Origin of the sequence: Hathewaya histolytica, assembly GCF_901482605.1 — a bacterium.
GTDB lineage: Bacteria > Bacillota > Clostridia > Clostridiales > Clostridiaceae > Hathewaya > Hathewaya histolytica.
This window is the reverse complement of sequence record NZ_LR590481.1, coordinates 2553033-2577687: the sequence shown is the minus strand read 5'-3', so window position 1 is coordinate 2577687 and position 24655 is coordinate 2553033. Positions and strand designations below refer to the sequence as shown.

The window sequence follows — 24655 nt, the reverse complement described above, 5'->3', positions numbered from 1 at the left end:
TTATAATGTATAAATAGGAGGAATGTTAAAATGGCAGATAAGGCAATAAACTGTAAAGATTGTGGTAAAGAATTCTTATTCACAGAGGGCGAGCAAGCTTTCTACAAAGAAAAAGGTTTCGAAAATGAGCCTGAAAGATGTGCAGATTGTAGAAGAGCAAGAAAGCAACAAAGAAACAACAACAGAGGTTTTAGAAAATAATTTAACGTTGTAATCATAAACCCTATAAGAACTGTCTTGTAGGGTTTTTTTATGTAATAAATTTTTTATTACAATTGGGCATAATACAAAAGAAATAAATATTAAATTGAAAGAGGTAAAAAGTTTGGAAAAAAATAAATTTTATAATTTAGGGCTTAAAGCAGAAGTGCTTAAAGCTATAGACTACATGGGATTTACAGAACCATCACAAATTCAAGAGCAAGTTATACCAGTATTGTTACAAGGTGAGGATGTAATAGGTCAAGCACAAACAGGTACAGGAAAGACCTTAGCATTTGGAGCGCCTATGCTAAATAACTTGGTTAAATCTAAAGGACAAATTAAGAGTATAGTACTTGCACCAACTAGAGAATTAGCTATTCAAGTAAGTGAGGAATTAAGCCGTATATCTAAGTATATGGATATGGAATTATTAGCAGTATATGGTGGCTATAGCATAGAAAAACAAATAAGAGCTATCAAAAGAGGTGTAGATATAATTGTAGGTACTCCTGGAAGAGTATTAGATCTTATACGTAGAAAAGTTATTAATTTAAGTTATGTAGATTTTCTTATCCTTGACGAAGCAGATGAAATGCTTAATATGGGCTTTATTCAAGATATAGAAGACATAGTTAAGAATTGTAAAGAGGACAGACAAACTTTACTATTCTCAGCTACTATGCCTAAGGAAATTAAGAATTTAGCTAAAAGATATATGAAGAAAGATGCAAAGCACATAGCAGTAGTTAAAAAATCTATGACTGTATCTTCAGTTGAGCAGTATTATTTTGAAGTTAAACCTAAAAAGAGATTTGAAGCATTCTGTAGAATAATTGATGTAGATAATCCAGAAGCAGCTATAATATTCTGTAAAACTAAAAGAGGTGTAGATGAGTTAGTAGAATCTATGCAATCTAGAGGTTATAGTGTGGAAGGCATGCATGGTGACATGAGCCAAAATCAAAGAATGAATACTTTAAGAAAGTTTAAAGAAGGAAATCTTAAATTCTTAGTAGCAACAGATGTTGCAGCGAGAGGTATCGATGTAGAAAATGTAACACATGTTATAAACTATGACCTTCCACAAGATGTAGAATCTTATGTTCATAGAATTGGAAGAACTGGTAGAGCAAATAAACAAGGAGTAGCTTATACAATAGTTACTGGAAGAGAACTTGGTACTATAAGACAAATAGAAAAACATACTAAAGGCAAGATAGATAGAAAAGATCTTCCAAAGATTGAAGATATATTTAATTCAAAGTGTGAAGATATACTTAATAGGGTATACAAAAATATTGAAACAGATGATTATAAGAAGTTCTTATCTGTTATAGAAAATTCAAGTGAGAAAATAAGTGCAGAAAATATGGCAGCAGCCTTAATGAGCTTGATATATAATAAAGAAGTGAGTTTTGATTATACAGAAGATATTATAGAAGATAAGGCAAACTATGTAAGATTATTCTTAACAGTTGGTCGTATTGATAAATTATCTCCTAAAAAATTATTAGAATTCATCGATGAGAATTCTGGTATAGGCAAAGAACATATAGGAACTATAGATATTTTAGAAAAGTTTTCATTTATAAATGTACAAGAGGATGTTGTTAAAAACATAATCACGAATTGCTCAGGTAAGAAATTCCTAGGAAGAAAACTTAAGATTGAAGTGTCTACTAAGTCAAAGAAAAGATAATAGTATAATTCTAAAAGCAGTCTAAAGTACATTTTAGGTTGCTTTTTTGTTATATATTTATTAAAGAAAAGTATAAGTATCAACAATATAACATAAAAAATTAAAATCATAGAATCGGTACAATTTGTCTATTGTATTATAATTTAGGTATATGATATATTTTAGTATATAGATTTAAGAAACTTAATAGACAATGTTGGTAGTAGATATAAATTTATTGAGGAGAAGAAAAATGAGTATTTTAAATGTTGAAAATGTAAGCCACAGCTTTGGAGGAAGACAAATATTAGAGAATGTATCTTTTAGACTTCTAAAAGGGGAGCATGTTGGCTTGGTTGGAGCTAATGGAGAGGGGAAGAGTACTTTTATAAACATAATTACAGGTAAATTAATGCCAGATGAGGGTAAAGTGCAATGGTGTAATAGAATAACTTATGGTTATTTAGATCAGCATAGTGAACTGGGAGAAGGGAAAAATATAAGAGAAGTTTTAAGAGAAGCTTTTCAGGGTATGTTCGATTTGGAAGCAGAAATGATGGGCATGTATGAAAAAATGGGTGAAGTTTCAGAAGAAGAAGTTAATAAAATGATGGAAGATGTAGGGGATATACAAACCATATTAGAGGATAGCGGGTTTTATGCTATTGATGCTAAAATTCAAGAAGTAGCATCAGGTTTGGGACTTATGGATATAGGACTAGATAAAAATGTAGATGAACTTAGTGGTGGACAAAGAACTAAAGTACTTTTAACTAAATTATTACTTCAAAAACCTATGATATTAATATTAGATGAGCCTACAAATTATTTGGATACAGAACACATAGAGTGGTTAAAGAAATATCTACAAGAATATGAGAATGCATTCATATTAGTTTCTCACGATGAATCTTTTATGAGTTCAGTAGTAAATGTAATATATCATGTGGAGAATGGTGAAATAACAAGATATAAAGGTACATATGAGCATTTTCTACAAATGAATGAAATTAAAGTTAGACAAGAAAAACAAGCCTATGAAAGACAACAAAAAGAAATAGAAAAGATGGAAGATTTCATAGCAAGGAATAAAGCTAGATTTTCAACTAAAGGAAGAGCTAAATCAAGGCAAAAACAATTAGAAAAGATGGATGTTCTGGAAAAACCAAGAGAGAGGATAAAACCTACATTCAGATTTACAGAGTCTAGAGCATCAGGAAGGGTAATTTTTAAGACTGAAGAACTTATATTAGGGTATGATAGTCCTCTTACTAAGCCTGTAAACGTCTCCTTAGAAAGAGGAGAAAAGATAGCCATAAGAGGGGTCAATGGTCTTGGTAAGACAACTTTACTTAAAACTTTACTAGGGATAATAAAACCTATTTCAGGTAAAGTTAGTCTGGGTGACTATTTATATACAGGTTATTTTGAGCAGGAAAGTGGAAAAGATAATAAAAATACAGCTTTAGATGAAGTGTGGGATGAATTCCCAAGTTTGGGCAATGGAGAAGTAAGAGCTGCTCTTGCAAAGTGTGGGCTTACCACAGAGCATATTGAAAGTAAGATGATGGTTTTAAGTGGGGGAGAGAATGCAAAGGTTAGACTTTGTAAGCTTATGTTAAAAGAAGCTAATTTCTTAGTATTAGACGAACCTACAAATCATTTAGATGTAGAGGCAAAAGAAGAACTTAAAAAGGCTCTAAGAGAATTTAAAGGGACTGTACTTTTGGTGTCACACGAACCAGAATTTTATGAAGACTGGGTTACCGATATTTGGAATGTAGAAGGATGGTCGACTAAGGTTATATAAAAAATAGATTAAAGACAATAACTGTAAAGTTTTACGGACTTAATATATCTTTATGTGTATAAAAAGATTTATCTCTATCTAATTATTGTGATAGAGATAAATCTTTTATTTTTAAGGTAAGTTTAAGGCAAAAGCTAAAAAATATTTTTAATCATTATTTTTAAATTCTTTTACTTCTTTTAGCAATTCATTAATCAACTCTCTTACTGAAACTATCTTATTGATTTTATAACCATTGGTTCCACAGAATATGAGTCCGTTAGCTACATCACCTTCTACTGCATTTATTAGAGCATCCGTAATACAATAGGGGGTAGTTGCAGGGTTGCAGTGAGATAGACATTTAAAACATTTCTTAACTTTTATAGGGCCTTCTTCAGATAATTTTACGAAGTTATTAAAGAGTGCTCTTCCAGGCATACCAACAGGGCTTGCGATTATTTTTATATCTTCTTTTTTAGCATTTACATAAGCTAGTTTATAATTAATATGAGCATCGCATTCTTCCGTTGCAACAAATCGAGTTCCTATCTGAACCCCAGAAGCTCCTAGGGACATCACTTTTGAAATATCGTAACCATCATATATTCCACCGCCTACAATAAGAGGAATATTTTTATGATATTTTTCTTCAAAGGATTTTGTTTCTAACAAGACTTCTTTAATTTCATTATAAAAGCTTTTCTTTGCATTCTCTATATTTTCGCTTTTAAAACCAAGATGACCTCCAGCTTCAGGCCCTTCAAGAACTATGGCATCAGGAACTATATCATATTTTTTGCTCCATAATCTTAAAATAACAGAGGCAGCTTTTCTTGAAGAAATTATGGGAACCATTTTAATATCAGAGTTCTTACAAAGTTCTGGTAAGTTTATTGGAAGCCCAGCACCAGACATTATAATTTGAGCACCAGCTTCTATAGAACATTGTACAAGTTCTGTATAATTTTTAGATGCACACATTATGTTAACACCTATAATACCATTCCCAGCTTTTTTGAGAGCTGCTTTTATATGGAACTTTAAGGCTGTTATATTGGCAGACAGTGTATCTTTTCTAAAATCTTTTTCCTTAAAACCTATTTGTGCTGCAGATATTATTCCAATACCACCACAACGAGCAACAGCAGAAGCGAGATTAGAAAGAGAAACACCAATACCCATTCCACCTTGTACTATAGGTAGTTTTGCTTCTAAATTTCCTATTTTTAATGATTTTAAATTCATTTACAATACCTCACTTAAATAAAAAATAGTTTGATAATCAAAGTATTTACTATATTATTATATCATATTTAGGGATTAAAATTATAGTAATAACAATAATTACCTATATAATTTTTTGTTATTATTTCAATAAGTATAATATAAAAAGATTGTGTGCAATCCTGTTGCTAACACAATCTTTTGTTTAGGGAATATTAAGAGGATTAAATAACATACTTAAATACACATAAAAAATGGCTTAAGGTTCCAAGCATAATAAATATATGAAATATCTCATGGAAGCCTAGATATTTAAGTTTTAAAAAATTAGGCTTAGTACCGTAAATTAAACCACCTACTGTATATAAGATACCACCACAAACTAACCAAAATATACCTTTTCCTGAGATTTTAGTATATAATGGATATATAACAAGAGCAGCTATCCATCCCATACATATATATATTGAGGTACAAAGCCATCTCGGGCATTTAAACCAAATCATTTTAAATACTATACCGCAAAGGGCTATAAACATTATTATACTAAAAAGTATCCAACCAGTAAAACCTCTCAGTGCAATGAGGCAAAATGGTGTATAGGATCCAGCAATTAAAATAAATATCATAGAATGGTCTAGTCTTCTAAGAAATTTTATTACCTTCTCAGAGGCAACTACCATGTGGTATGTAGCAGAAGCAGAATATAAAAGTATCATGCTAATACCAAAAATTATTACAGCAGTGATTCCTAAAGGTTCTGGGTTATATATCGAAGTTTTAATAATCATTGCTATTAAGGCTACAAAAGACAAAATAGCTCCAATTAAATGAGTTATACCATTAATAGGTTCTCTAATAGGTGAATTCATATTAACAACCTCCACATTACATAATATAGTTTTGAAAACTACATCTTGATATAATAATATTATCACATTATTATATATTTGTACAATATTTTATAAGTTAAATTATAGTTAAAAAATATATATAAATTATTTTATATAAATCTATTTATTTTATTGCAGAAATATGTTATTCATATTATGTCATATAGTTTTAATATCTACATAGGACGGTGTTTATATGCAAAAGAAAGAAATGAAAGAGCTTATAGAAAATTTAAATATTAAGGAAAATATACTATTAAATGATATACCAGAAATAGATTTATATATGGATCAAGTAATTCAATTATTTGAGCAAAAGTTTTCTAAAAACTTAAGAAATGATGATGATAAGGTTTTAACTAAAACTATGATAAACAACTATGCAAAAGGCAAACTCTTCATGCCAGTTAAAAATAAAAAGTATACAAAAGAGCACCTCATACTTATAAGTCTAATATATCAGCTTAAAGGAGTTCTTTCCATAAGGGATATAAAGGACTCTTTAGAACCTATGGTTACAAAGATAAATAAAGGTGAACCTTGTGATTTAAGAGAAGTTTACTCCAAGTATCTAAATCTTTATGATAAAAACGTAGATCATTTTTATGAGGATATAGATAAGTGTATGGATGATGTAGAGAATATGCAAAAAGAAATAAATCACCATGACAAAGATTATATAGGCGAAATATTACTTTTAACATCTTTGGTAACTATGAGTAATTTATATAAAAGGGTTGCAGAGAGTGTCTTAGATAATATTATAAAAGATGAATAGATGTAACATATAGTATAAAAACACAATGGATTGTAACTTTATCCTTTGTGTTTTTAATTTTTAAATGGTTTTGATGTATCTATGACGCTATGGAGTCATAGGAGTTGGATATTTTAGGTATTATCTGATCTAATGTTAAGCCAGATAGTAGATAGCTCATCACTATTTCTTTGGATTTATCGTAATAATTAAATATGTTTTTAGCAAACTCTTCATTTTCATAGACTTTCCAATAACCACACATTAAGCATTTTTCTTTAGAACAGTCCATAAAAGCTTTTACATCAGAAAGTGGAATACCAAGGAATATCCCTAATTCATGAGGGCAATGAAACTTTTCATACCTTAATTTTAGAGTAGATAAATATTCATTTAGGTTTAGATTTCTAGAGTAACCTATATTACTTAAAAAGTTTTTATTATCATCTTTACATAGAATATTTTTTAAGTTATTTTCATTATATATTAGAATAGTTTTAGAACCAGGATATTCTTTCAATATAATATGCTTTAATCCTAGCATTTTAAGGTATTCTTCTTCATCTTCATTCCAAACATTAAGCATATCTTTTATTTCTTTTTTTAGGGTAATTGTAGATGATGGTTTAACTCCTGTAATAACAGGTGAAAGTAAGTAGGTTAAAAAATAATACATATAGTTTTTATTACTTAAGTTATCTAATAAATCTATAAACGTTTTTTTCATATTATAATCACAACCTTTTAAATAAATTATTCCCATGTACTGGCTAAATTTTATTGTTTTAGCAGTAATAAATAGTCCTTAAGTATAGTATAATCAATATGTTAAAATTAATTAGTTTAAATATATGATTTTACAAGTAATGATAATCATTTTCATTGTCATGATATATTATATGAATATCTATTTAAAGTCAATAGTTTCAAGATATGATTTTACAACTTTTATTTTAATCTTTATAGTATATAATAATTATATATTTTAATATGGAAAGGGGACTAACTATGGAAATAAAAATGGAGAATTTAACTTGGCCACAATTTAATGAAAGAAAGGATAAGGATGTAGTTTTACTTCCTATAGGCTCTGTAGAGCAACATGGACCACATTTACCACTATATACAGATACCATAATATCTAATAATTTAGCTGAACTATTGGCAAAAGAGGTTAATGGAATAGTTATGCCGGCTATTAGCTATGGATATAAATCATTACCAGCTAGTGGAGGAGGACCTTTATTTCCAGGCACTATAGATTTAAATGGAAATACCTTAATGAGCATTATACAAGATATATTAAATGAACTTATAATAGATGGAGTAAAGAAAATAGTTTTAGTAAATAGTCATTATGAGAATGAAGCATTTTTACTTGAAGCAGTAGATTTAGTGTGTAGAGGAAATATTCCAAGTGATGTGAAGATACTTATAATAAATTGGTGGGATCAGATTTCTAATGAAACTATAGATAAGATTTTTGATGAAGTGCCATTCCCAGGATGGGCTTTAGAACATGCTGCAATTACAGAAACATCACTTATTTTAAAGTTTGCTCCAGAACTAGTTCACATGGAGAGATTAGTAGATGAAGGGATGAATCCACCAAGTTTTCATACATATCCAATTCCAAAGGATTTAGTTCCAAAATCAGGACTTTTGGCATCTGCAAAGAGTAGCTCCAAGGAAAAGGGAGATATAATGGTAGATGAGGTTATAGGTAGGTTTAAAGAAATTATTGAAAATAACTTTTAGATGATTTATACCTTAACGTTAAATAACTACATATAGTTCACAGATTTTAATAGTATATTTTAATTTATAATTTTATCTAGGAGAAAAGACATAATTAGTTTATGTTTTTTCTCCTAGATTTTATTTAAGATATATATGTTTTTTATTACTCATCGCAGATATTTTTGAGTTTATTAGGAATTAAAGATCCTAATAAAGCAGCTAGAATACTGGGTATAATCCACCCAATACCTAAATTATACAAAGGTATATATTTTGTTACTCTACTTATATAAGGTAGTGTAATGTTTAAGTTATCTAAAACTTGGATAACACTTACTATAAATGCAACCGTAATCCCAAAGTAATAAACAAGTTTTTTAGAACCTATTAGTTTATCTAATAGAGATAAAAATATAAGAATTATTATTACAGGATATAGTACTAACAGTACTGGAATAGTTAACTTAAGTATAGCACTTAAACCTAAATTAGAAATTATAAAACTGAAAATGCATACAATAGCTATAATCTTTTTATATTGAAATTTAGGATAAAGTTTTTCAAAATACTCTGCAAAAGCAACTACAAGTCCTATGGATGTTGTAAGACATGCAAAAGTTACAACACCACCTAATAAAATTATTCCTGATTTGCCAAATAGATGTATTACTATAATTGCAAGGAGCTGACCACCGTCTTTGGCTTCTCCAAGAACCTTACTAGTTGCACCTAAATATCCTAATGAAAAATAAACTATCATTAATCCTATACAAGCTATTACCCCGCATATTATGGTATATTTTATAATACCTTTAGAATCTTTGATCCCATATTGTTTTATAGCATTTAAAACTATAGTACATATAACAATAGCACCTAAAGCATCTAATGTTAAGTAACCGTTTATAAAGCCTTTAAAGAAGGCGTTGCTAGCATAACTTTCTATTGGGGCAGAAGGTATGCCTATAGGGGTTATAAAAGATTTTAATACTATTACTCCTATGAGAAGTAATAAAATTGGAGTAAGAAATTTTCCAATAAAGTCTACTACTTTGGAAGGGTTTAGCGCTAAGAAGTAGGTTAAGAGGAAAAATATAGAGGTAAATATAATACTTATTATCCACTTGTTTGTGAATGACGGGGAGATTAGTGGAAGTGCACTCATTTCATAAGAAACTGCACCAGTTCTAGGTATTACACAAAGAGGTCCTATAGTAAGATATACTATTATAGAAATTACTTTAGAAAATTTCGGACTCACCTTATTAGCTAGCTTGTCAAAACTTCCACCCGACAGTGTAATCGCTATAATAGTAACTAATGCTAGACCTACATCGGATACTATAAATCCTGTTACGGCCGACCAAACTTTAGTTCCAGCTTCCTGACCTAAAAGGGGAGGAAAAATTACATTTCCGGCACCAAAAAAAACTGCAAAGAGCATTAAACCAATAGATATGACTTCTGAAAGTTTCAATGTTTTTTTCATATTTTCCTCCTTGTCAAATATTAAGTTCTATAAAGTTATATAAATAACTATAATAATTTATTTTAAAAAAGAAATGCATTAAAATCAACAAAAAGTTACTGGAATAATCAAAAAAAATCAACATTTAGAGAATAATAAGTTATTTAATTTGTTAAAAAGAATCCCTTTAGGTACTTATAGGAAGTATATAAAGGCCTAAAGGGATTTTGTGGATTATAATATTGTAATTAAAATATTAAATGTGATATAAGAGCAATAATAGGAAGTGTTACTATGGTACGTTCTAAAAATATTATTATAAGGTCTTTAATTGATACAGGAATTTTAGAACCTAATAAAAGACCACCAACTTCAGACATATAAATAAGCTGAGTCACAGAAACGGCTGCAATAACAAAACGAGTTAGTTCACTTTTAATAGTAGCACCTATAACTGTAGGTAAAAACATATCTGCAAATCCAACTACAAGTGTACTAGAAGCTTGTGTTGCTTCGGGTATTTGAAGAAGATTCAGTAGAGGAATAAATGGTAGTCCAAGCCACTGAAATACAGGTGTATATTCGGCTATAATTAAGGCTAATGTACCTATAGATAGAACTATAGGTGATACACCTATCCACATATCAAGGACATTCCTAACACCTTCTCCTAATACAGAGTTAAACTTATTTGATTGAGCCCTTTCGACAGCCTTAGTAATGCCCCAAGTTAAAGAATTATATCCATCTGGGATAAGCTCACTATTCTTATCACATTTCTCTCCATTATAATATGTATCATCTTTCTTAGAAAGAGGAGGAATTCTAGGTACTATGATGGATGCAATTATTCCTGATATTATTATAGTTAAGTAAAAGGGACCAAACATATGAGTTAAGTTTACCTGTGATATTACAACTAAGCTAAAAGTTATAGATACAAAGGAGAAGGTTGTACCAATTACAGCAGCCTCGCGCTTTGTATAAAAGCCTTCTTCATATTGCTTACTAGTTAAGAGAACTCCTATAGTACCATCCCCAAGCCAAGATGCAATACAGTCTACAGAAGATCTGCCAGGCAATTTAAAGATAGGGCGCATTACTTTAGTTAGTAGAGAGCCTGCAAACTCTAATAAACCAAAGTTTAAAAGTATAGGCAGGAATAACCCGGCAAATAAAAATACAGAAAATAGTACTGGAAGTAAATCGTATAGAAGTAACGCGCCGGTGTTATCAGACCAAATAAACTTAGGTCCTACTTTAAAAAACACGCATATTGCAAATATGGCCCCTAAAATCCTAGCTAAGAACCAAATAGGTGATACGTTAAAAAGTGAATTTAAAAAAGGGTTTTCACTTATGAATCTTGGCTTTAATATTTTAGCTATTAGGGTGAAGATTAATGAGATACATATAAGTGCTGTCATAATCATTGGTAAGGAGTTTGATAAATAATTATGCAATAATTTAGAAAATAGAGCAACTGGAATTGTAAAACTTCCATTGAATTTAATGGGAATCATAAAAAATAAAACACCTAACAATGATGGAATTAAAAACTTGAAAATTCCTAAAGTAGGAGAGGAGTTCTTTTGTATATTTTGCATTTTAAATCACCGACCTTGAAAAATTATTTAATCTTTTAATATATTATTTTAACGTTTTTTTCACAAAAAGCAAGATAAATATGCAAAAAATATTCATAAATATGCAAAAAAGAATTGGACGTAAAGATATATTATGACATAAGATTCTTTATTAAATAAATAATTTGTATAGTCAGCTATAAATTACATAGAATTATGAGGGTATTACTATAATTAATGGTAGGTTAAAAGTTAAATTTAATATTATATAATTGTCTAGTATTAGATAAAAAAATTGAATCGAAGGTAAGGAGTTATTCTAAGAAGTGGTTGCATAGAAATATACTATTTTTAAATTAAAGTTTAAATAAAGAAAGTCTGATATATAATTTAAATAGATTAGTAAATTATATATCAGACCTTTGCGCGCTTTATAAGAATTTTACAGCCGTTCCAGTAACTAATATTACTAATGATGTACCTTGCGCTAAATTTGTAATTGAATAGTTTACATTTATAACTGCATCAGCACCCATGGACATAGCTTCTTTTACAAGGCTATCTTTTGCCTTATTCTTACCGTCATTTAACATCTCAGTATAGGATTTAAGTTCTCCACCTACGATGTTTTTAAGGCCTGCCATTAAATCTTTTCCAAAATGTTTAGAATAAACAGTAGAACCCTCACATAGACCAATAATTTCGTAGCTTCTATCTTTAAGATCTGGAGTATTAACTAATAACATTATAAAACCTCCTTATTATGGGTTAATTATTTATATTATAACTTTAATATAAGTAATTCATGAAATGCTATTCTAGCTTATTCTGTTTAATTTACTCTATAAAGTTAAATTATTTTACTGTTATCTTGTTCTAGTATAAAAATATAAAAAGCATTTTTAATTTTAATTTAAGTTACAAATATATATTTATATAAGGGATTGATTTCATATGTTAAAATTATATACATAATATAATTTTAATATTTCTTCACAGAAAGAATTGTAATATTAGAAAGGATAATTAAAATGGCTTTAATTAATACTGGAAGTATAAAGGAATATTGTGATATTTTCACTTATAAAAAAGGTGAGCAGTATTATGAAGAAGACTATGTATTAGACGTTGATATACAAACTATAGAGAAACTTAATCATGTAAGTACTATGGTGGTTTCCGCCACAGGATATAATGAGTATAATGTAAGTTTTGATGTAAAAGAAGATGGGGAGACTATAGAAAACTATAAATGTACATGTGCTCATTTTAATAAAAAACCTGTAGTTTGTAAGCATGTTGTAGCAGCTTATTTAAAGACTATAAATGAATATACTTTCCTTAAGGAAGATATATTAAATGATCTTCTAGATTTATATAAAAAGCCCTTAAGGTTAAATAAAACGAATAAAAAGGTTTTAAATTTAGAAATATCACTTAAGAATTCTTATAATAGGGAAAGTCAAAATTCTCTTAATTTAAAAGTAGGATTAGGTAAACAATATGTTGTAAAGAATATAAAAGATTTTTTAAAAGTTTTTTATTTTAAGCAAAGCCTAGAGTTTGGGAAAGGTTTTATATTAGATTTTCAAAGTCAAGAATTCTCAAAAGAAGATAATAAAATACTAGATTTTTTAGTAGAGGTTTTAGAAATAGAAGAATCGATTTCATCAAACTACAATATATTTTCGGCAAATAAAAGTCTTTTTAGCGGAAAGAATCTTTATCTTCTAGACCCACAATTTAAAAGGTTTATGGCATTACTTGGTGATAAAACTTTTCTATTAGAACTTCCTATAGGAACTTATGAGAATGTATCATTTAAAAAAGATGAGCATATAGAGTTCTGTATTGAGAAAGAAAATCATATTATAAATCTTTATCATAAGAATAATTCAGTTCCATTCCCATTAACTAGGGATATGGAGTATTTCTTTTATAAGGGGAATGTGTGTACATTAAATGAAGAGAAGAAAAAATTCTATATACCTCTTTATAAAACTATGATAGAAAATAAGGGGTGCAGATTAGAAATAAATGAAGGTCATAAAAGTGATTTTGCATCCTTTGTATTACCTAAAATTAAAATTTTAGGAGATATTGAGGTTAAAGAGGAACTTAGAGAGGAATTTTATGTAGAAGATCTAAGGGTAAAGCTCTACTTAGACAAGGAAAATAACAAAATAATTTTAAAGTTGAAATTTAACTATGGAGAAGTAGAAATAGATCCTTTTTCAAGAGAAGAAGTAAGAGATGAAAGAGGAATTTTGATGCGTAATATAGATGAAGAAATAAAAGTCATAGATATCATAAGTTCGCTTGATTTTATAGAATATGATAGTAGCTTTATTTTAGAGCATGAAGAGAAAATAGTAGAGTTTTTAGTAGAAGGAATGGAGAAGCTACCAGAGGAATGGGAGTTATTTTACTCGGAAAGCTTTAAAAGTAGTAAAGTATATAATTCCCAAAGTTATAGATGCAGTCTAAGATTAAACAAAGAAGATATGTTAGAGTTTTCTTTTGACATCAAGGGTGTGGATAAAAAAGAATTGATTAAAATATTTGCATCTCTAAAAGAAAAGAAAAAATATTATAAACTTGATAGGGGGGATATAGTACTACTAAATGAGAATATGCTTAAGAACGTAGCTGATATATTAGAATACTTAGATGTTCCTCCTGAAGATTATGATAAAGAAGTTATAAAGCTTCCTAGATTTGATGCTTTTTATATAGAACAGAAATTAAATGATGTAGATACATATGTCAATAAGAATAGGGAGTTTATACAGTTGGTATCTAGCTTAAAGGAAGTTAAAGATGTAGATTATGAAGTTCCTAGGGAAATGGAAAACATATTAAGAAAGTATCAGGTGGTTGGCTTTAAATGGTTTAAAACCTTAGCTCATTATGGATTTGGAGGAATATTAGCGGATGAAATGGGACTAGGAAAAACGCTTCAAACCATTGCTTTTTTAACTTCTGAAAAAGAAAAAGGAACAGCTTTTATAATTTGCCCAACCTCCCTTATTTACAATTGGAATGAAGAGATAAGAAAGTTCTCAAAAAGCTTAAAGGTTTTAATATTAGATGGTAATAAAAAAGATAGAGAGGAAAAAATAAAAGAATTAAAGAATTATGATGTTGTAATAACCTCTTATCCTCTAGTTAGAAGAGATATAGACCTTTATAAAGAATTTATTTTTTCATATTGTATATTAGATGAAGCCCAATATATAAAGAATGCATCATCTCAAAATGCTATAACAATAAAAGAAATAAAGGCCAAGGGGAGATTTGCATTAACAGGAACACCTATTGAAAATAGTCTGTCAGAGTTATGGTCTATTTTTGATTTTATAATGCCATCGTATCTTTTAACTCACAATAGATTTTATGCTAAATATGAAGTTCCTATATCAAAGGACAAAAATGAAGATGCACAAAATGAGCTTAAAAATAAAATAAAACCATTTATATTACGAAGGTTAAAAAAGGATGTTATAAGAGAACTTCCGCCAAAGATATATAATAATGCATTAATCAATATGAATGAAGAACAACAAAAATTATATAGCTCCTATGTAGAAGTTTTAAAAAATGAGTTAGAAGAGGAAATTAAATTAAATGGTATCGAAGAGAGTAAGTTTAAAATTTTAGGTGCCTTAACAAGACTTAGACAAATATGCTGCGACCCTTCAGTATTTTTAGAAACTTATACAGGTGAAAGTAGTAAAATGCAGTATTTATTGGAGCTTCTAGAAAGTGCTATTGAGGAAGGGCATAATATTTTACTATTCTCTCAATTTACATCTGTATTAAAAAATATATCAAAGGAATTGAAACTTTTAAATATTAAGTATTTTTATTTGGATGGAGCGGTAAATGCGCAGGAAAGAATGGACCTTGTGAAGGGATTTAATAGAGGAGAAGCCGATGTTTTCTTGATTTCTTTAAAAGCAGGAGGCTCAGGTTTAAATCTTACTAAAGCAGATATAGTAATACATTTTGACCCTTGGTGGAATCCTGCAGTAGAAGAGCAAGCTACAGATAGAGCACATAGAATTGGACAAAAAAATACAGTCCAAGTAATAAAACTAATTTCAAAAGGTACAATCGAAGAGAAAATACAAAAGCTTCAGGAAAGAAAAAAAGAAATAGTTAATGGAATTATTGGTGATAATAACATGTCAGAAAATCTATTAAGTTCTATGAAGGCTGAAGATTTGATTCAATTATTTTCCTAAATTTAATAATTAATAAAAAATAACTTTTAATTCAGAGTAAAACAGTTGACTTTTTGAACAGAAAAATATATATTAAATATAGATAATGATTATTAACAACAAATAACAATTGTTATGCAAAGATTACTTTAATATCATATATAATCATTTTTAAAACAAATTTAGCTGATAAAATTATCCCCCAACAATAAGTGGCTCTAGCCTTTGCTAGAGTCCTATTTTAAAGAATAATCCCGACTAATTTACTCGGATTTACATAATAAACTTATTTTATGAATAAGGAGAGGAATATTATGAGTACGCTTTTAGAAGTAAAAGATCTTTATACTAATATAGAAGGTAAAGAGATTTTAAAAGGATTGAATTTAACAATTAATAAAGGTGAAATACATGTTATTATGGGACCTAATGGTGCGGGTAAATCAACACTTGCAAATACTTTAATGGGTCACCCAAAGTACAATATTGAAAGTGGAGAGATTTTACTAGAAGGTGAAGACATAAAAGAGCTTAAGGCTGATGAAAGAGCTAAGAAAGGTTTATTTTTATCTTTTCAATACCCAGAAGAAGTTCCAGGTATAACTGTTGAAAACTTCTTGAGAACAGCGAAAAGTGCTAAAACTGGAAAGTTTATAAGAGTTATGCAATTTAAAAAGGAATTAAATGAAAAGATGAAGCTTTTAAAAATAAAGGAAGAATATGCAGAGAGATATTTAAATCTTGGATTTTCAGGTGGAGAAAAGAAGAAAAATGAAATTCTTCAAATGTCTATTTTAGAACCTAAATTAGCTATGCTAGATGAAACAGATTCAGGACTTGACGTAGATGCTATAAGGGATGTATCAGAGGGTGTTAGGTTATTTGCAAAAGAAGATAATTCAATACTAATAATTACACATCACAATAAAATTCTTGAGTATTTAAAACCTGATTTTGTACACATTTTAGTAAATGGAAAAATAGTTAAAACCGGAGACTATTCTTTAGCTAAGGAAATAGAAGCTAATGGATATGAGGCAATAAAGGAAGAAGTTGAGAATTCCAGAGGTGAGTAGAGTGGAAAAAAATAAAATTAACTTACTAAATTTAGAACCGAAAAAAGAAGAAAAGAGAAAGAGAACTCATATTGAAGACCTTGAAAGAGGTATTTATGATATAAAAAATGAAGATAGATATAGATTCAAGACAGGTAAAGGTCTTACAGAAGATATTATAAGAGAAATATCAGAAGAAAAAAATGAACCAGAATGGATGAGAGATTTTAGAGTAGAATCTTTAAAGCTATATAATAAAATTGGTATTCCTACTTGGGGACCTGATATTATAGATTTAGATATAGATAATATAGTAACCTATGTAAGACCAGATACAGATATGAAAGGTTCATGGGAGGAAGTACCAGAGGACATAAAGAAAACTTTTGATATGTTAGGTATTCCGAAGGCTGAAAGGGAATCTTTAGCAGGGGTTGGAGCACAGTATGATTCCGAGGTTGTTTATCATAGTGTTAGAGAGGATCTTACGAAACAAGGTGTAATTTATACCGATATGGAAACTGCTGTAAGAGATTACGAAGATATAGTTAAAGATTACTTTATGAAGTGTGTTCCTCCAAATGATCATAAATTTGCAGCATTACATGGTGCAGTATGGTCAGGTGGATCATTTGTGTATGTTCCAGAAGGGGTAGAGGTAGATATTCCTATACAATCTTATTTTAGATTAAATGCACCTGGAGCGGGACAGTTTGAGCATACACTGATAATACTTGAAAAAGGAGCAAAACTTCATTTTATAGAAGGTTGCTCAGCGCCTAAATACTCTGTTAATAATCTTCACGCAGGTTGTGTTGAATTATTTGTAAAAGAGGGTGCGACACTTCGTTATAGTACCATAGAAAACTGGTCTAAAAATATGTATAATTTAAACACCAAAAGAGCTATAGTTGAAAAGGATGGAGCTATAGAATGGGTTTCAGGGTCATTCGGTTCAAAAGTATCAATGCTATATCCTATGAGTGTATTAAAAGGAGAAGGTGCTAGAGCAGAGTTTACAGGAATAACTTTCGCAGGTAAAGGACAACATCTAGATACTGGAACAAAAGTTGTTCACGCAGCACCAAATACATCTTCAACAATAAACTCAAAGTCCATCTCAAAAGATGGGGGAGTTGCTTTATATAGAGGATTAGTTAAAATTACTCCAAATGCTCATCATTCTAAATCTACAGTTTCATGTGAGTCACTTATGCTTGATAATATATCAAAATCAGATACGATACCGGTAATTGATATACAAACTGATGAAGTGGATTTAGGGCATGAAGCTAAAATAGGAAGAATTAGTGATGAGGCTATATTCTATCTTATGAGTAGAGGTATAAGTGAAGAAGAGGCAAAAGCTATGATAGTTAGAGGGTTTGTTGAACCAATATCAAAAGAGTTACCTCTTGAGTATGCTGTTGAGATGAATAATCTAATTAATCTAGAACTTGAAGGAACCATAGGATAGAGAGGTGAATGAAAGTGAAGGAAATTTTATTAAATAATTCTCCAGTTTTAACTTGGAGATGGCTTAAGGTAAATAACATTCCTTTAAAGGACTATAATTTCCCGGAAATAAACTATGACATAGATAGTATTAAAGAAAATTCATTTATAAAATCTAGAAAGTCTTTTAAAGATGAAGATATAAATAACTTATTAGATAATAAATTTCAGTTAAAATATAAAGAGGTAGAACACGGGAAAATAGATTTAGCCTATGGAGTTAGTGAAGAGTTTGTTCTAAGTGCTGAAAAGTATTTTAACTCAGGGGTAGTTATACACGTTAAAAAAGGTGAAAAAATAGAAGAACCAATATTTATAGATTATAACTTATCTCATGAAAAAGATAAGTTAGTTGACAATAACATAATTGTAGCAGAAGAAAATAGTGAGGTAACTATTATAGTACAATATGGTACAGAATCAGATGTTGAAGCATTTCATAATGGAATCACAAAGATTTATGCAAAGCAAGGTTCAGTGGTTAATCTTGTAAAAGTTCAAATGATGAATGCAATTTCAAAAAACTTTGATTCTAATGTATCATATGTGTCCTATGGGGCAAAGGTAAACTATGTGAATGTAGAATTAGGATCAAAAGAAAGTTTTAGTAATTTTGTAACGAATTTAGAAGAAGAAAATGCAGAGGGTAATTTGAAATCTATTTATCTTGTAGATGGAGATAGATATGCAGATTTGAATTATATTATGAATCATAGAGGAAGAAGAAGTTTAAGCGATATGGAAATCAGAGGTGTTTTAAAAGATACCGGCAAGAAAATGTTCAAAGGAACATTAGATTTTAAGAAGGGTTCTTCTAGAGCTAAGGGATCAGAAGAGGAATATGCAATATTATTAGATCCAAAAGTTAAATCTGACGCAATTCCATTACTTCTTTGTGAAGAAGATGATGTAGAAGGTCAACATGCAGCTAGTGCAGGTAAAATAGATGCTGAAAAGTTATTTTACTTAATGAGCAGAGGATTAAGCGAGAAAGAATCTAAAAAGCTTATAGTTGAAGCTTCCTTTAAACCTATTATAGATAGTATACCAGTTAAAGAATTAAGAGAAAAGATAGAAGAAGAAATTCATAGAAGGTTGGTAGAAGAATAGGGTGTGGGTGATAATATGGAGAAGGATATAAAAAAAATAAGAGATGATTTTCCTATATTACAACAAAAGGTTAACGGTAAAGAGTTAGTTTATTTAGACAATGCAGCAACTACTCATAAACCATTAAAGGTTATAAAGGCTATTGAAGATTACTATAAAAAACTAAATGCTAATGTTCATAGAGGAGCTCATTATTTAAGCATAGTAGCTACGGAAGCCTATGATAAGTCTAGGGAAACTGTTAAAAGTTTTATAAATGCTGAATATATGGAAGAAGTTATATTTACTAAGAATGCAACAGAATCATTAAATCTTTTAGCATATTCTTATGGAATGACTTTTTTAGAAGAAGGCAATGAAATCTTAATAGCAATATCTGAGCATCATAGTAATTTAATACCTTGGCAAAGAGTAGCTAAAGCTAAAGGAGCTATACTTAAATATGTTTATGTAAACTCAGAGGGAAGATTAGATTTAGAAGAAGTTAGAAGTAAAATAAATGATAATACTAAAATAGTAAGTATAGCACAAATGTCAAATGCACTGGGAACAATACACCCGATAAAAGAAATTTCTGAAATAGCCCACAAATATGGAGCTGTTATGATTGTAGATGGATCGCAAAGCGTTCCTCATATGAAAGTTGATGTTAGGGATTTGAATGCAGATTTCCTTGTGTTTTCAGGACATAAATTAATGGCTCCTATGGGCATAGGAGTACTATATGGTAAAAGAGAGCTTTTGGATAAAATGCCACCATTTTTATATGGAGGCGATATGATTGAGTACGTAGAGGAACAAGATTCTACTTTTGCAGAACTTCCTTATAAGTTAGAAGCAGGAACTCAGAACGTTGAAGGCGCAGTTGGGCTTGCAGCAGCTATAGAGTATATAGAAGAGATAGGATTTTCATATATTATAGATAGAGAAGAAGAACTTACCTGTTATGCTCTTGAAGGATTAAAGGAATTATCATACGTGAAAATCATAGGGCCTACAGATATGAAGGATAGAGGAGCAGTTATATCTTTTAATATTGAAGGTGTGCACCCACATGATGTTTCAAGCATTATGGATTCCTATGGTGTGGCAGTTAGAGCTGGACATCATTGTGCTCAACCATTAATGAAATATTTAGGGATCAATTCAACAGCACGAGCAAGTTTCTACTTTTACAATACTAAAGAAGAAATTGATGTTTTTGTAGATAATTTAAAGAATGTTAGGAAGTGGTTAGGTTATGGATCTTAGCTCAATATATACTGAACTCATAATGGAGCACAATGCTAGTGGGCATAATAAGAAACACTTAGATCATGCAGATTGTAGTGAAAGAGGTCATAATCCAAGTTGTGGAGATGATATAACTTTAGAGTTAAAATTTAAAGGAGATATTATCGAGGATGCAGCTTTTAATGGTATAGGATGTGCAATATCTCAAGCTTCAACTTCAATGATGATAGATCTAATTAAAGGGAAAGATAAAAAGGAAGCTTTGAATTTAGTGGATACTTTTATATCCATGATTAAAAGAGAAATTACTAATGATGAAGAATTAGAGAAATTAGAAGACGCTATAGTTCTTAAAAATATTTCTAATATGCCAGCTAGGGTTAAGTGTGCTGTACTTGCGTGGCATACATTAGAAGAGTGCATAGATAAAACTAAATAGATGATTATAAGCATTTATATAAATAACATAGGTTTTAGGGTTATTCTGTAAGTACTACGGATAACCCTTTTAGCTTTAGCATAAATTTTTTATAATAATTTAATATATTGTATGTATGATATGGTTGACTTAAATTTAATTATAAAACATAATTGATTAAAAGAGTTAGAGGGGGAGTTAATAATGAAACATCTTATTATTTTTGCACATCCAAACCCAAAAAGTTTTTCAAAAGGTATTGTCGAATCTCTTATAGATGTATCAAAATATAAAAATTATGATGTGGAAGTTAGGGATTTATATAAAATTAATTTTCAACCAGTACTTTTACCTTCAGATTTTGAGGCTTTTTCTAAAGGAATAACACCAAATGATATAAAAGAAGAGCAAAAGTTTATTGAGGAAGCAGATTTTATAAGTTTTGTATATCCTATATGGTGGGGTGGTGAGCCAGCCATTTTAAAAGGATATTTAGATAGGGTTTTATCTCATGGATTTGCCTATGAAAATAGAGAGAATGGTCCTGTACCACTTTTAAATGGCAAGAAGGTTGCCATATTTGCACCTATGGGAAATCCTGATGAAGTATATGAAAACAATGGGATGCATGAATCCATGAAAACAGTAAAGGACGAAGGAACTTTTAAATTCTGTGGAATGAAGGTAGTGAAACAGATGTTCTTTGGAGCTGTACCAGAGAAGTCAGAGGTGGAACTAAGGGATTACTTAGAGGAAGTTAAAACTAATATACAGGAGTTATTATAAGTAATAAGGTATATACAGTATATATTTAAGCCCTCATATGTAAATAGTATGGGGGCTCTGATGTTATTTAATAACTTTATAAGTAAGTTTTAGCATTTAGTTATTTTCATATATTTTACACTTAAATTCAAAGGGCGTAGGCTTAGAAGAAGTTTCTTCGTTATCTAATAATATAGTATTTTCAAATTCATACATACCTAGACCTTCTTTATATGTTCTTATTTCTTTATAAGTATTATTAGGATATTTAGGTAAGTTATTTACTACATATTGAACTTTAATAATTGATTTATTATCGGAATCCTTAGTAATATTTATTATTGTGCCTATGCATTCTTTTGAAGTTCCGTTAATAATTACCCTTTCTGTCCAAGAATTATTGATCTTTAAAGGATATCTTATTATTGTATTAGAATCTATTATTGATTGAGAAGGATATCTAGGCGAATTTTTAGTAGTAATTCTAACATAATCACTAAATATCTCATACATATATTCCAGAGATTGTTCTTTTTTTTGTTCCATTTCTTCCATATTTACGATTTTACCTTTTAAAACTATGGTTTTTTTATCACTATTAGTAGTTATTTTACTCACAGTTAAACTTTCCATAAAGTCCGCTGAGCCAGAATAATTTAGAACTTTTCCTTCAATTAAAGGAAAAAATTTTTCTAAAGATACATCTGTTTTATCTGCAGTATTTTCAACTTTAATATTAGTAAATTTATTTTTTTCTAAAGTCATAAAAATCACAGAGCTTAGTAGTAAAACAATTAATGAAAATCCTATAACAAAAATTATTCCTGTTTTTTTCATATTAAGCCCTCTTTCGTATTAGTATTAATTTTATTAAATAAGGTAATAAAAATTATAATACATATGATAAATATTTTTGTTACAATTCAGTTAAAATATCAAAAGTTATAAGGATGGTTGTACCTACATTTTCGGTACTACTTATTTCTAGTTTAGCATCGTGTAGAGTAATGATTTCATTACATATAGCAAGGCCAATACCACTTCCAGAATGTTTTGATGAACCTTTAAAGAATTTTTCTGTTATCTTTGGCAAATCATCTTCAGGTATGCCAATGCCTTCATCTCTAATACTTACAAGCAATCTACAATCTTCTTTTTTAGTATTAACATATATAGATTTACCGTTGTCAGTGAATTTTATCGAATTATGTATTAAATTGATAAATACTTGCTTTAATCTATTCTTATCACCGTATATAAAAATAGTTTCTTCATACAAGTTTAAATTTAAATTTATTTGTTTTTCTACAAGGTTATTTTTAAAGTAATAGCATATATCTTCTATTAGTTTATTTATATCTACCTTTTCCATAGCAAGACTTATTTTTCCACTTTCTAATTTTGAAAAGTCAAGGAGATCTTCAACTAAAACTATAAGACGTTCTGTTTCATTAGAAATTATGGACATGCCCTCTTTTAAATCATTTAGATTTTTTAAATCATCTGTTAGTATTAATTCACTCCATCCTTTAATAGCTGTAAGTGGTGTTCTTAGTTCATGGGAAATTGACGATATAAATTCATTTTTTAAAGTATTGCTTCTATTTATTTCTTCAGCCATATAGTTTAATGTATCACCTAATTTTCCTATTTCATCCTTATTTTTAAGAAAAATTTTCTGAGAAAAGTCTCCCTTGGCCATTTTTTTTGATACTTCTATAATCTTATCTATAGGATATAATATTTTATTTGCAAGCACTGAACTAAGGAAGAAGGTTATAACAATTATTAGACTAATAATTATTATAGAGATTTGTAGTATATTATTTAAGGCCTTTTTTAACTTATCAATAGAAGTAGAATATCTTAAATAAGCCCAAGTTGTATTGTTAGAATCATAAAGAGGTAGGCTCATAGAAATTATGGATTCTTTATCTTCATACTTTATAATGTTAGGGGAATTTCTAGAGGCTAATATTAAGTCCTCATATTCCAAGTTTTTTTTATTACTAAATCCATTAGAATCTATTAATAAGTTGAAATTTCTATCTATTAATTCAACGTAAAAATATTCATTTTTTGATTCATTTTCTAATATATATGTTATTTTATCATCCAAGTTTTCTTTAGATAGATATTTATTATAAAGGGTAGCCGAAAATGTTAATTTATTTTGCAGTTCTCTTTTAACGCCTTCACTATAAAATCTACTTACAAATAGCGTGAAAATTATTTCTAAAATAAGTACTAAGGTTATTATTATAATACCATTTTGAGCGTAAATTCTATTTCTTAAACTAGTCATTTTTTGTACTCCAAATATATCCGAACCCCCATGCAGTTTTTAAATATTCAGGTTTGGAGGGGTCTAACTCTATTTTTTGTCGAATTCTTCTGATGTTTACATCTACAGTTTTAGTATCTCCAACATAATTTTTTCCCCAAACATAGTCAAGTATACTATCCCTGTCTATAGCCTTGTTAGAGTTATTCATTAGATATTCCATTATAGAAAATTCTGTAGGCGTTAAAGGGATTTCCTTAGCATCCTTTTTAAATATTTTCTTATTATTATCTAATATGAATGGTGGTTGGCTTATTATATTAGTGTGATTTTTTTCAGAGTTATCTACTCTTCTTAAAAGAGCCTCAATTCTTGCAGATAATTCTGTAGGGCTAAATGGTTTTACCATATAATCATCAGCACCAGTTTTTAGGCCTAATATTTTATCAGATTCCTGACCTTTAGCCGTTAGCATGATAATTCCTAAGTTTGGATAGTTCTCTCTTAAAACTCTACAAACTTCAATGCCATCAATATCTGGTAGCATAACGTCCAAAATTGCTATTTTAAAGGAAGAATCTGCAATTTGAATAGCTTCTGTGCCCTTACCGACATCGACTACATCATAACCTAAATTTTTTAATTTAATTTTAATAAAACTTCTTATGGAAATTTCGTCTTCTAACAATAAAATTTTTATAGACAAA

The 24655-nt window shown here is 29.2% G+C and carries 21 protein-coding genes; 12 read left to right on the top strand and 9 right to left on the bottom strand.

Annotated elements, in window-relative coordinates:
• Positions 1-30 precede the first annotated feature (30 nt).
• The 3 genes from FGL08_RS12450 (at position 31) to FGL08_RS12440 (ending at position 3692) form a co-directional block, all read left to right on the top strand.
• Positions 31-201, top strand: a complete 171-nt coding sequence (locus tag FGL08_RS12450; protein ID WP_138211083.1) for a zinc-ribbon domain-containing protein — start codon at positions 31-33, stop codon at positions 199-201.
• A gap of 124 nt (positions 202-325) precedes the next feature.
• Entirely contained in the window at positions 326-1903 is a 1578-nt protein-coding gene (locus tag FGL08_RS12445) for a DEAD/DEAH box helicase (protein WP_138211082.1), read from the top strand.
• A gap of 232 nt (positions 1904-2135) precedes the next feature.
• Positions 2136-3692 carry an ABC-F family ATP-binding cassette domain-containing protein gene (locus tag FGL08_RS12440; protein WP_138211081.1) on the top strand — a complete coding sequence of 519 codons (1557 nt, stop codon included), beginning with the start codon at positions 2136-2138 and terminating at the stop codon, positions 3690-3692.
• A gap of 147 nt (positions 3693-3839) precedes the next feature.
• On the opposite strand, the gene FGL08_RS12435 is transcribed toward FGL08_RS12440, so the two are convergent.
• Both FGL08_RS12435 and trhA read right to left on the bottom strand, forming a co-directional pair.
• Positions 3840-4919, bottom strand: a complete 1080-nt coding sequence (locus tag FGL08_RS12435; RefSeq protein WP_138211080.1) for an NAD(P)H-dependent flavin oxidoreductase — start codon at positions 4917-4919, stop codon at positions 3840-3842.
• A 203-nt stretch (positions 4920-5122) separates the two neighbouring features.
• On the bottom strand, positions 5123-5770 hold the full coding sequence (gene trhA / locus FGL08_RS12430) for a PAQR family membrane homeostasis protein TrhA (protein ID WP_138211079.1): 648 nt from the start codon (positions 5768-5770) through the stop codon (positions 5123-5125).
• A gap of 217 nt (positions 5771-5987) precedes the next feature.
• Between trhA and FGL08_RS12425 the strand changes: the two genes are divergently transcribed.
• A complete protein-coding gene (locus FGL08_RS12425; RefSeq protein WP_138211078.1) occupies positions 5988-6569 on the top strand; it encodes a DUF1836 domain-containing protein in 582 nt (193 codons plus the stop codon).
• A 79-nt stretch (positions 6570-6648) separates the two neighbouring features.
• Here the strand turns inward: FGL08_RS12425 and FGL08_RS12420 are convergent, their stop codons facing one another.
• The gene (locus FGL08_RS12420; RefSeq protein ID WP_138211077.1) at positions 6649-7275 is read right to left on the bottom strand and encodes a DUF3793 family protein; all 627 of its coding nucleotides are present in this window, start codon (positions 7273-7275) and stop codon (positions 6649-6651) included.
• A gap of 281 nt (positions 7276-7556) precedes the next feature.
• On the opposite strand from FGL08_RS12420, the gene FGL08_RS12415 reads away from it, so the two are divergent.
• Positions 7557-8306, top strand: a complete 750-nt coding sequence (locus tag FGL08_RS12415; protein ID WP_138211076.1) for a creatininase — start codon at positions 7557-7559, stop codon at positions 8304-8306.
• A gap of 145 nt (positions 8307-8451) precedes the next feature.
• Here the strand turns inward: FGL08_RS12415 and brnQ are convergent, their stop codons facing one another.
• From brnQ to FGL08_RS12400, 3 genes are all read right to left on the bottom strand, one after another.
• Entirely contained in the window at positions 8452-9777 is a 1326-nt protein-coding gene (brnQ, locus tag FGL08_RS12410; protein ID WP_138211075.1) for a branched-chain amino acid transport system II carrier protein, read from the bottom strand.
• Positions 9778-10004: 227 nt separating this feature from the next.
• The gene (locus FGL08_RS12405) at positions 10005-11363 is read right to left on the bottom strand and encodes a YjiH family protein (RefSeq protein ID WP_243117987.1); all 1359 of its coding nucleotides are present in this window, start codon (positions 11361-11363) and stop codon (positions 10005-10007) included.
• A 410-nt stretch (positions 11364-11773) separates the two neighbouring features.
• Positions 11774-12088, bottom strand: coding sequence for a YbjQ family protein (locus tag FGL08_RS12400; RefSeq protein ID WP_138211074.1), 315 nt, complete (start codon positions 12086-12088; stop codon positions 11774-11776).
• Between the two features lie 285 nt (positions 12089-12373).
• Here FGL08_RS12400 and FGL08_RS12395 point away from each other — a divergent pair, with 285 nt between their 5' ends.
• The 7 genes from FGL08_RS12395 (at position 12374) to FGL08_RS12365 (ending at position 21685) form a co-directional block, all read left to right on the top strand.
• A complete protein-coding gene (locus FGL08_RS12395) occupies positions 12374-15589 on the top strand; it encodes a DEAD/DEAH box helicase (RefSeq protein WP_138211073.1) in 3216 nt (1071 codons plus the stop codon).
• A 293-nt stretch (positions 15590-15882) separates the two neighbouring features.
• Entirely contained in the window at positions 15883-16644 is a 762-nt protein-coding gene (gene sufC / locus FGL08_RS12390) for a Fe-S cluster assembly ATPase SufC (protein WP_415578647.1), read from the top strand.
• A 70-nt stretch (positions 16645-16714) separates the two neighbouring features.
• The gene (gene sufB / locus FGL08_RS12385) at positions 16715-18100 is read left to right on the top strand and encodes a Fe-S cluster assembly protein SufB (RefSeq protein ID WP_179951330.1); all 1386 of its coding nucleotides are present in this window, start codon (positions 16715-16717) and stop codon (positions 18098-18100) included.
• Positions 18101-18114: 14 nt separating this feature from the next.
• Positions 18115-19248, top strand: a complete 1134-nt coding sequence (gene sufD / locus FGL08_RS12380) for a Fe-S cluster assembly protein SufD (RefSeq protein ID WP_171012067.1) — start codon at positions 18115-18117, stop codon at positions 19246-19248.
• Between the two features lie 15 nt (positions 19249-19263).
• Positions 19264-20499 carry a cysteine desulfurase gene (locus tag FGL08_RS12375; RefSeq protein ID WP_138211071.1) on the top strand — a complete coding sequence of 412 codons (1236 nt, stop codon included), beginning with the start codon at positions 19264-19266 and terminating at the stop codon, positions 20497-20499.
• Complete coding sequence (sufU, locus tag FGL08_RS12370) at positions 20489-20920, top strand: Fe-S cluster assembly sulfur transfer protein SufU (protein ID WP_138211070.1); 432 nt, start codon at positions 20489-20491, stop codon at positions 20918-20920. Before FGL08_RS12375 ends, sufU begins: the two co-directional genes overlap by 11 nt.
• A 183-nt stretch (positions 20921-21103) precedes the next feature.
• Positions 21104-21685, top strand: a complete 582-nt coding sequence (locus tag FGL08_RS12365; RefSeq protein ID WP_138211069.1) for an NAD(P)H-dependent oxidoreductase — start codon at positions 21104-21106, stop codon at positions 21683-21685.
• A 96-nt stretch (positions 21686-21781) separates the two neighbouring features.
• On the opposite strand, the gene FGL08_RS12360 is transcribed toward FGL08_RS12365, so the two are convergent.
• From FGL08_RS12360 to FGL08_RS12350, 3 genes are all read right to left on the bottom strand, one after another.
• Positions 21782-22501 (bottom strand): hypothetical protein, encoded by a 720-nt coding sequence (locus tag FGL08_RS12360; protein WP_138211068.1) that lies wholly within the window; start codon positions 22499-22501, stop codon positions 21782-21784.
• 79 nt (positions 22502-22580) lie between these two features.
• Positions 22581-23969, bottom strand: coding sequence for a HAMP domain-containing sensor histidine kinase (locus tag FGL08_RS12355; protein ID WP_138211067.1), 1389 nt, complete (start codon positions 23967-23969; stop codon positions 22581-22583).
• Positions 23962-24654: a response regulator transcription factor gene (locus FGL08_RS12350; RefSeq protein WP_243117986.1), complete on the bottom strand. Its 693-nt coding sequence runs from the start codon at positions 24652-24654 to the stop codon at positions 23962-23964. Before FGL08_RS12350 ends, FGL08_RS12355 begins: the two co-directional genes overlap by 8 nt.
• Between the last annotated feature and the right edge of the window lies 1 nt (position 24655).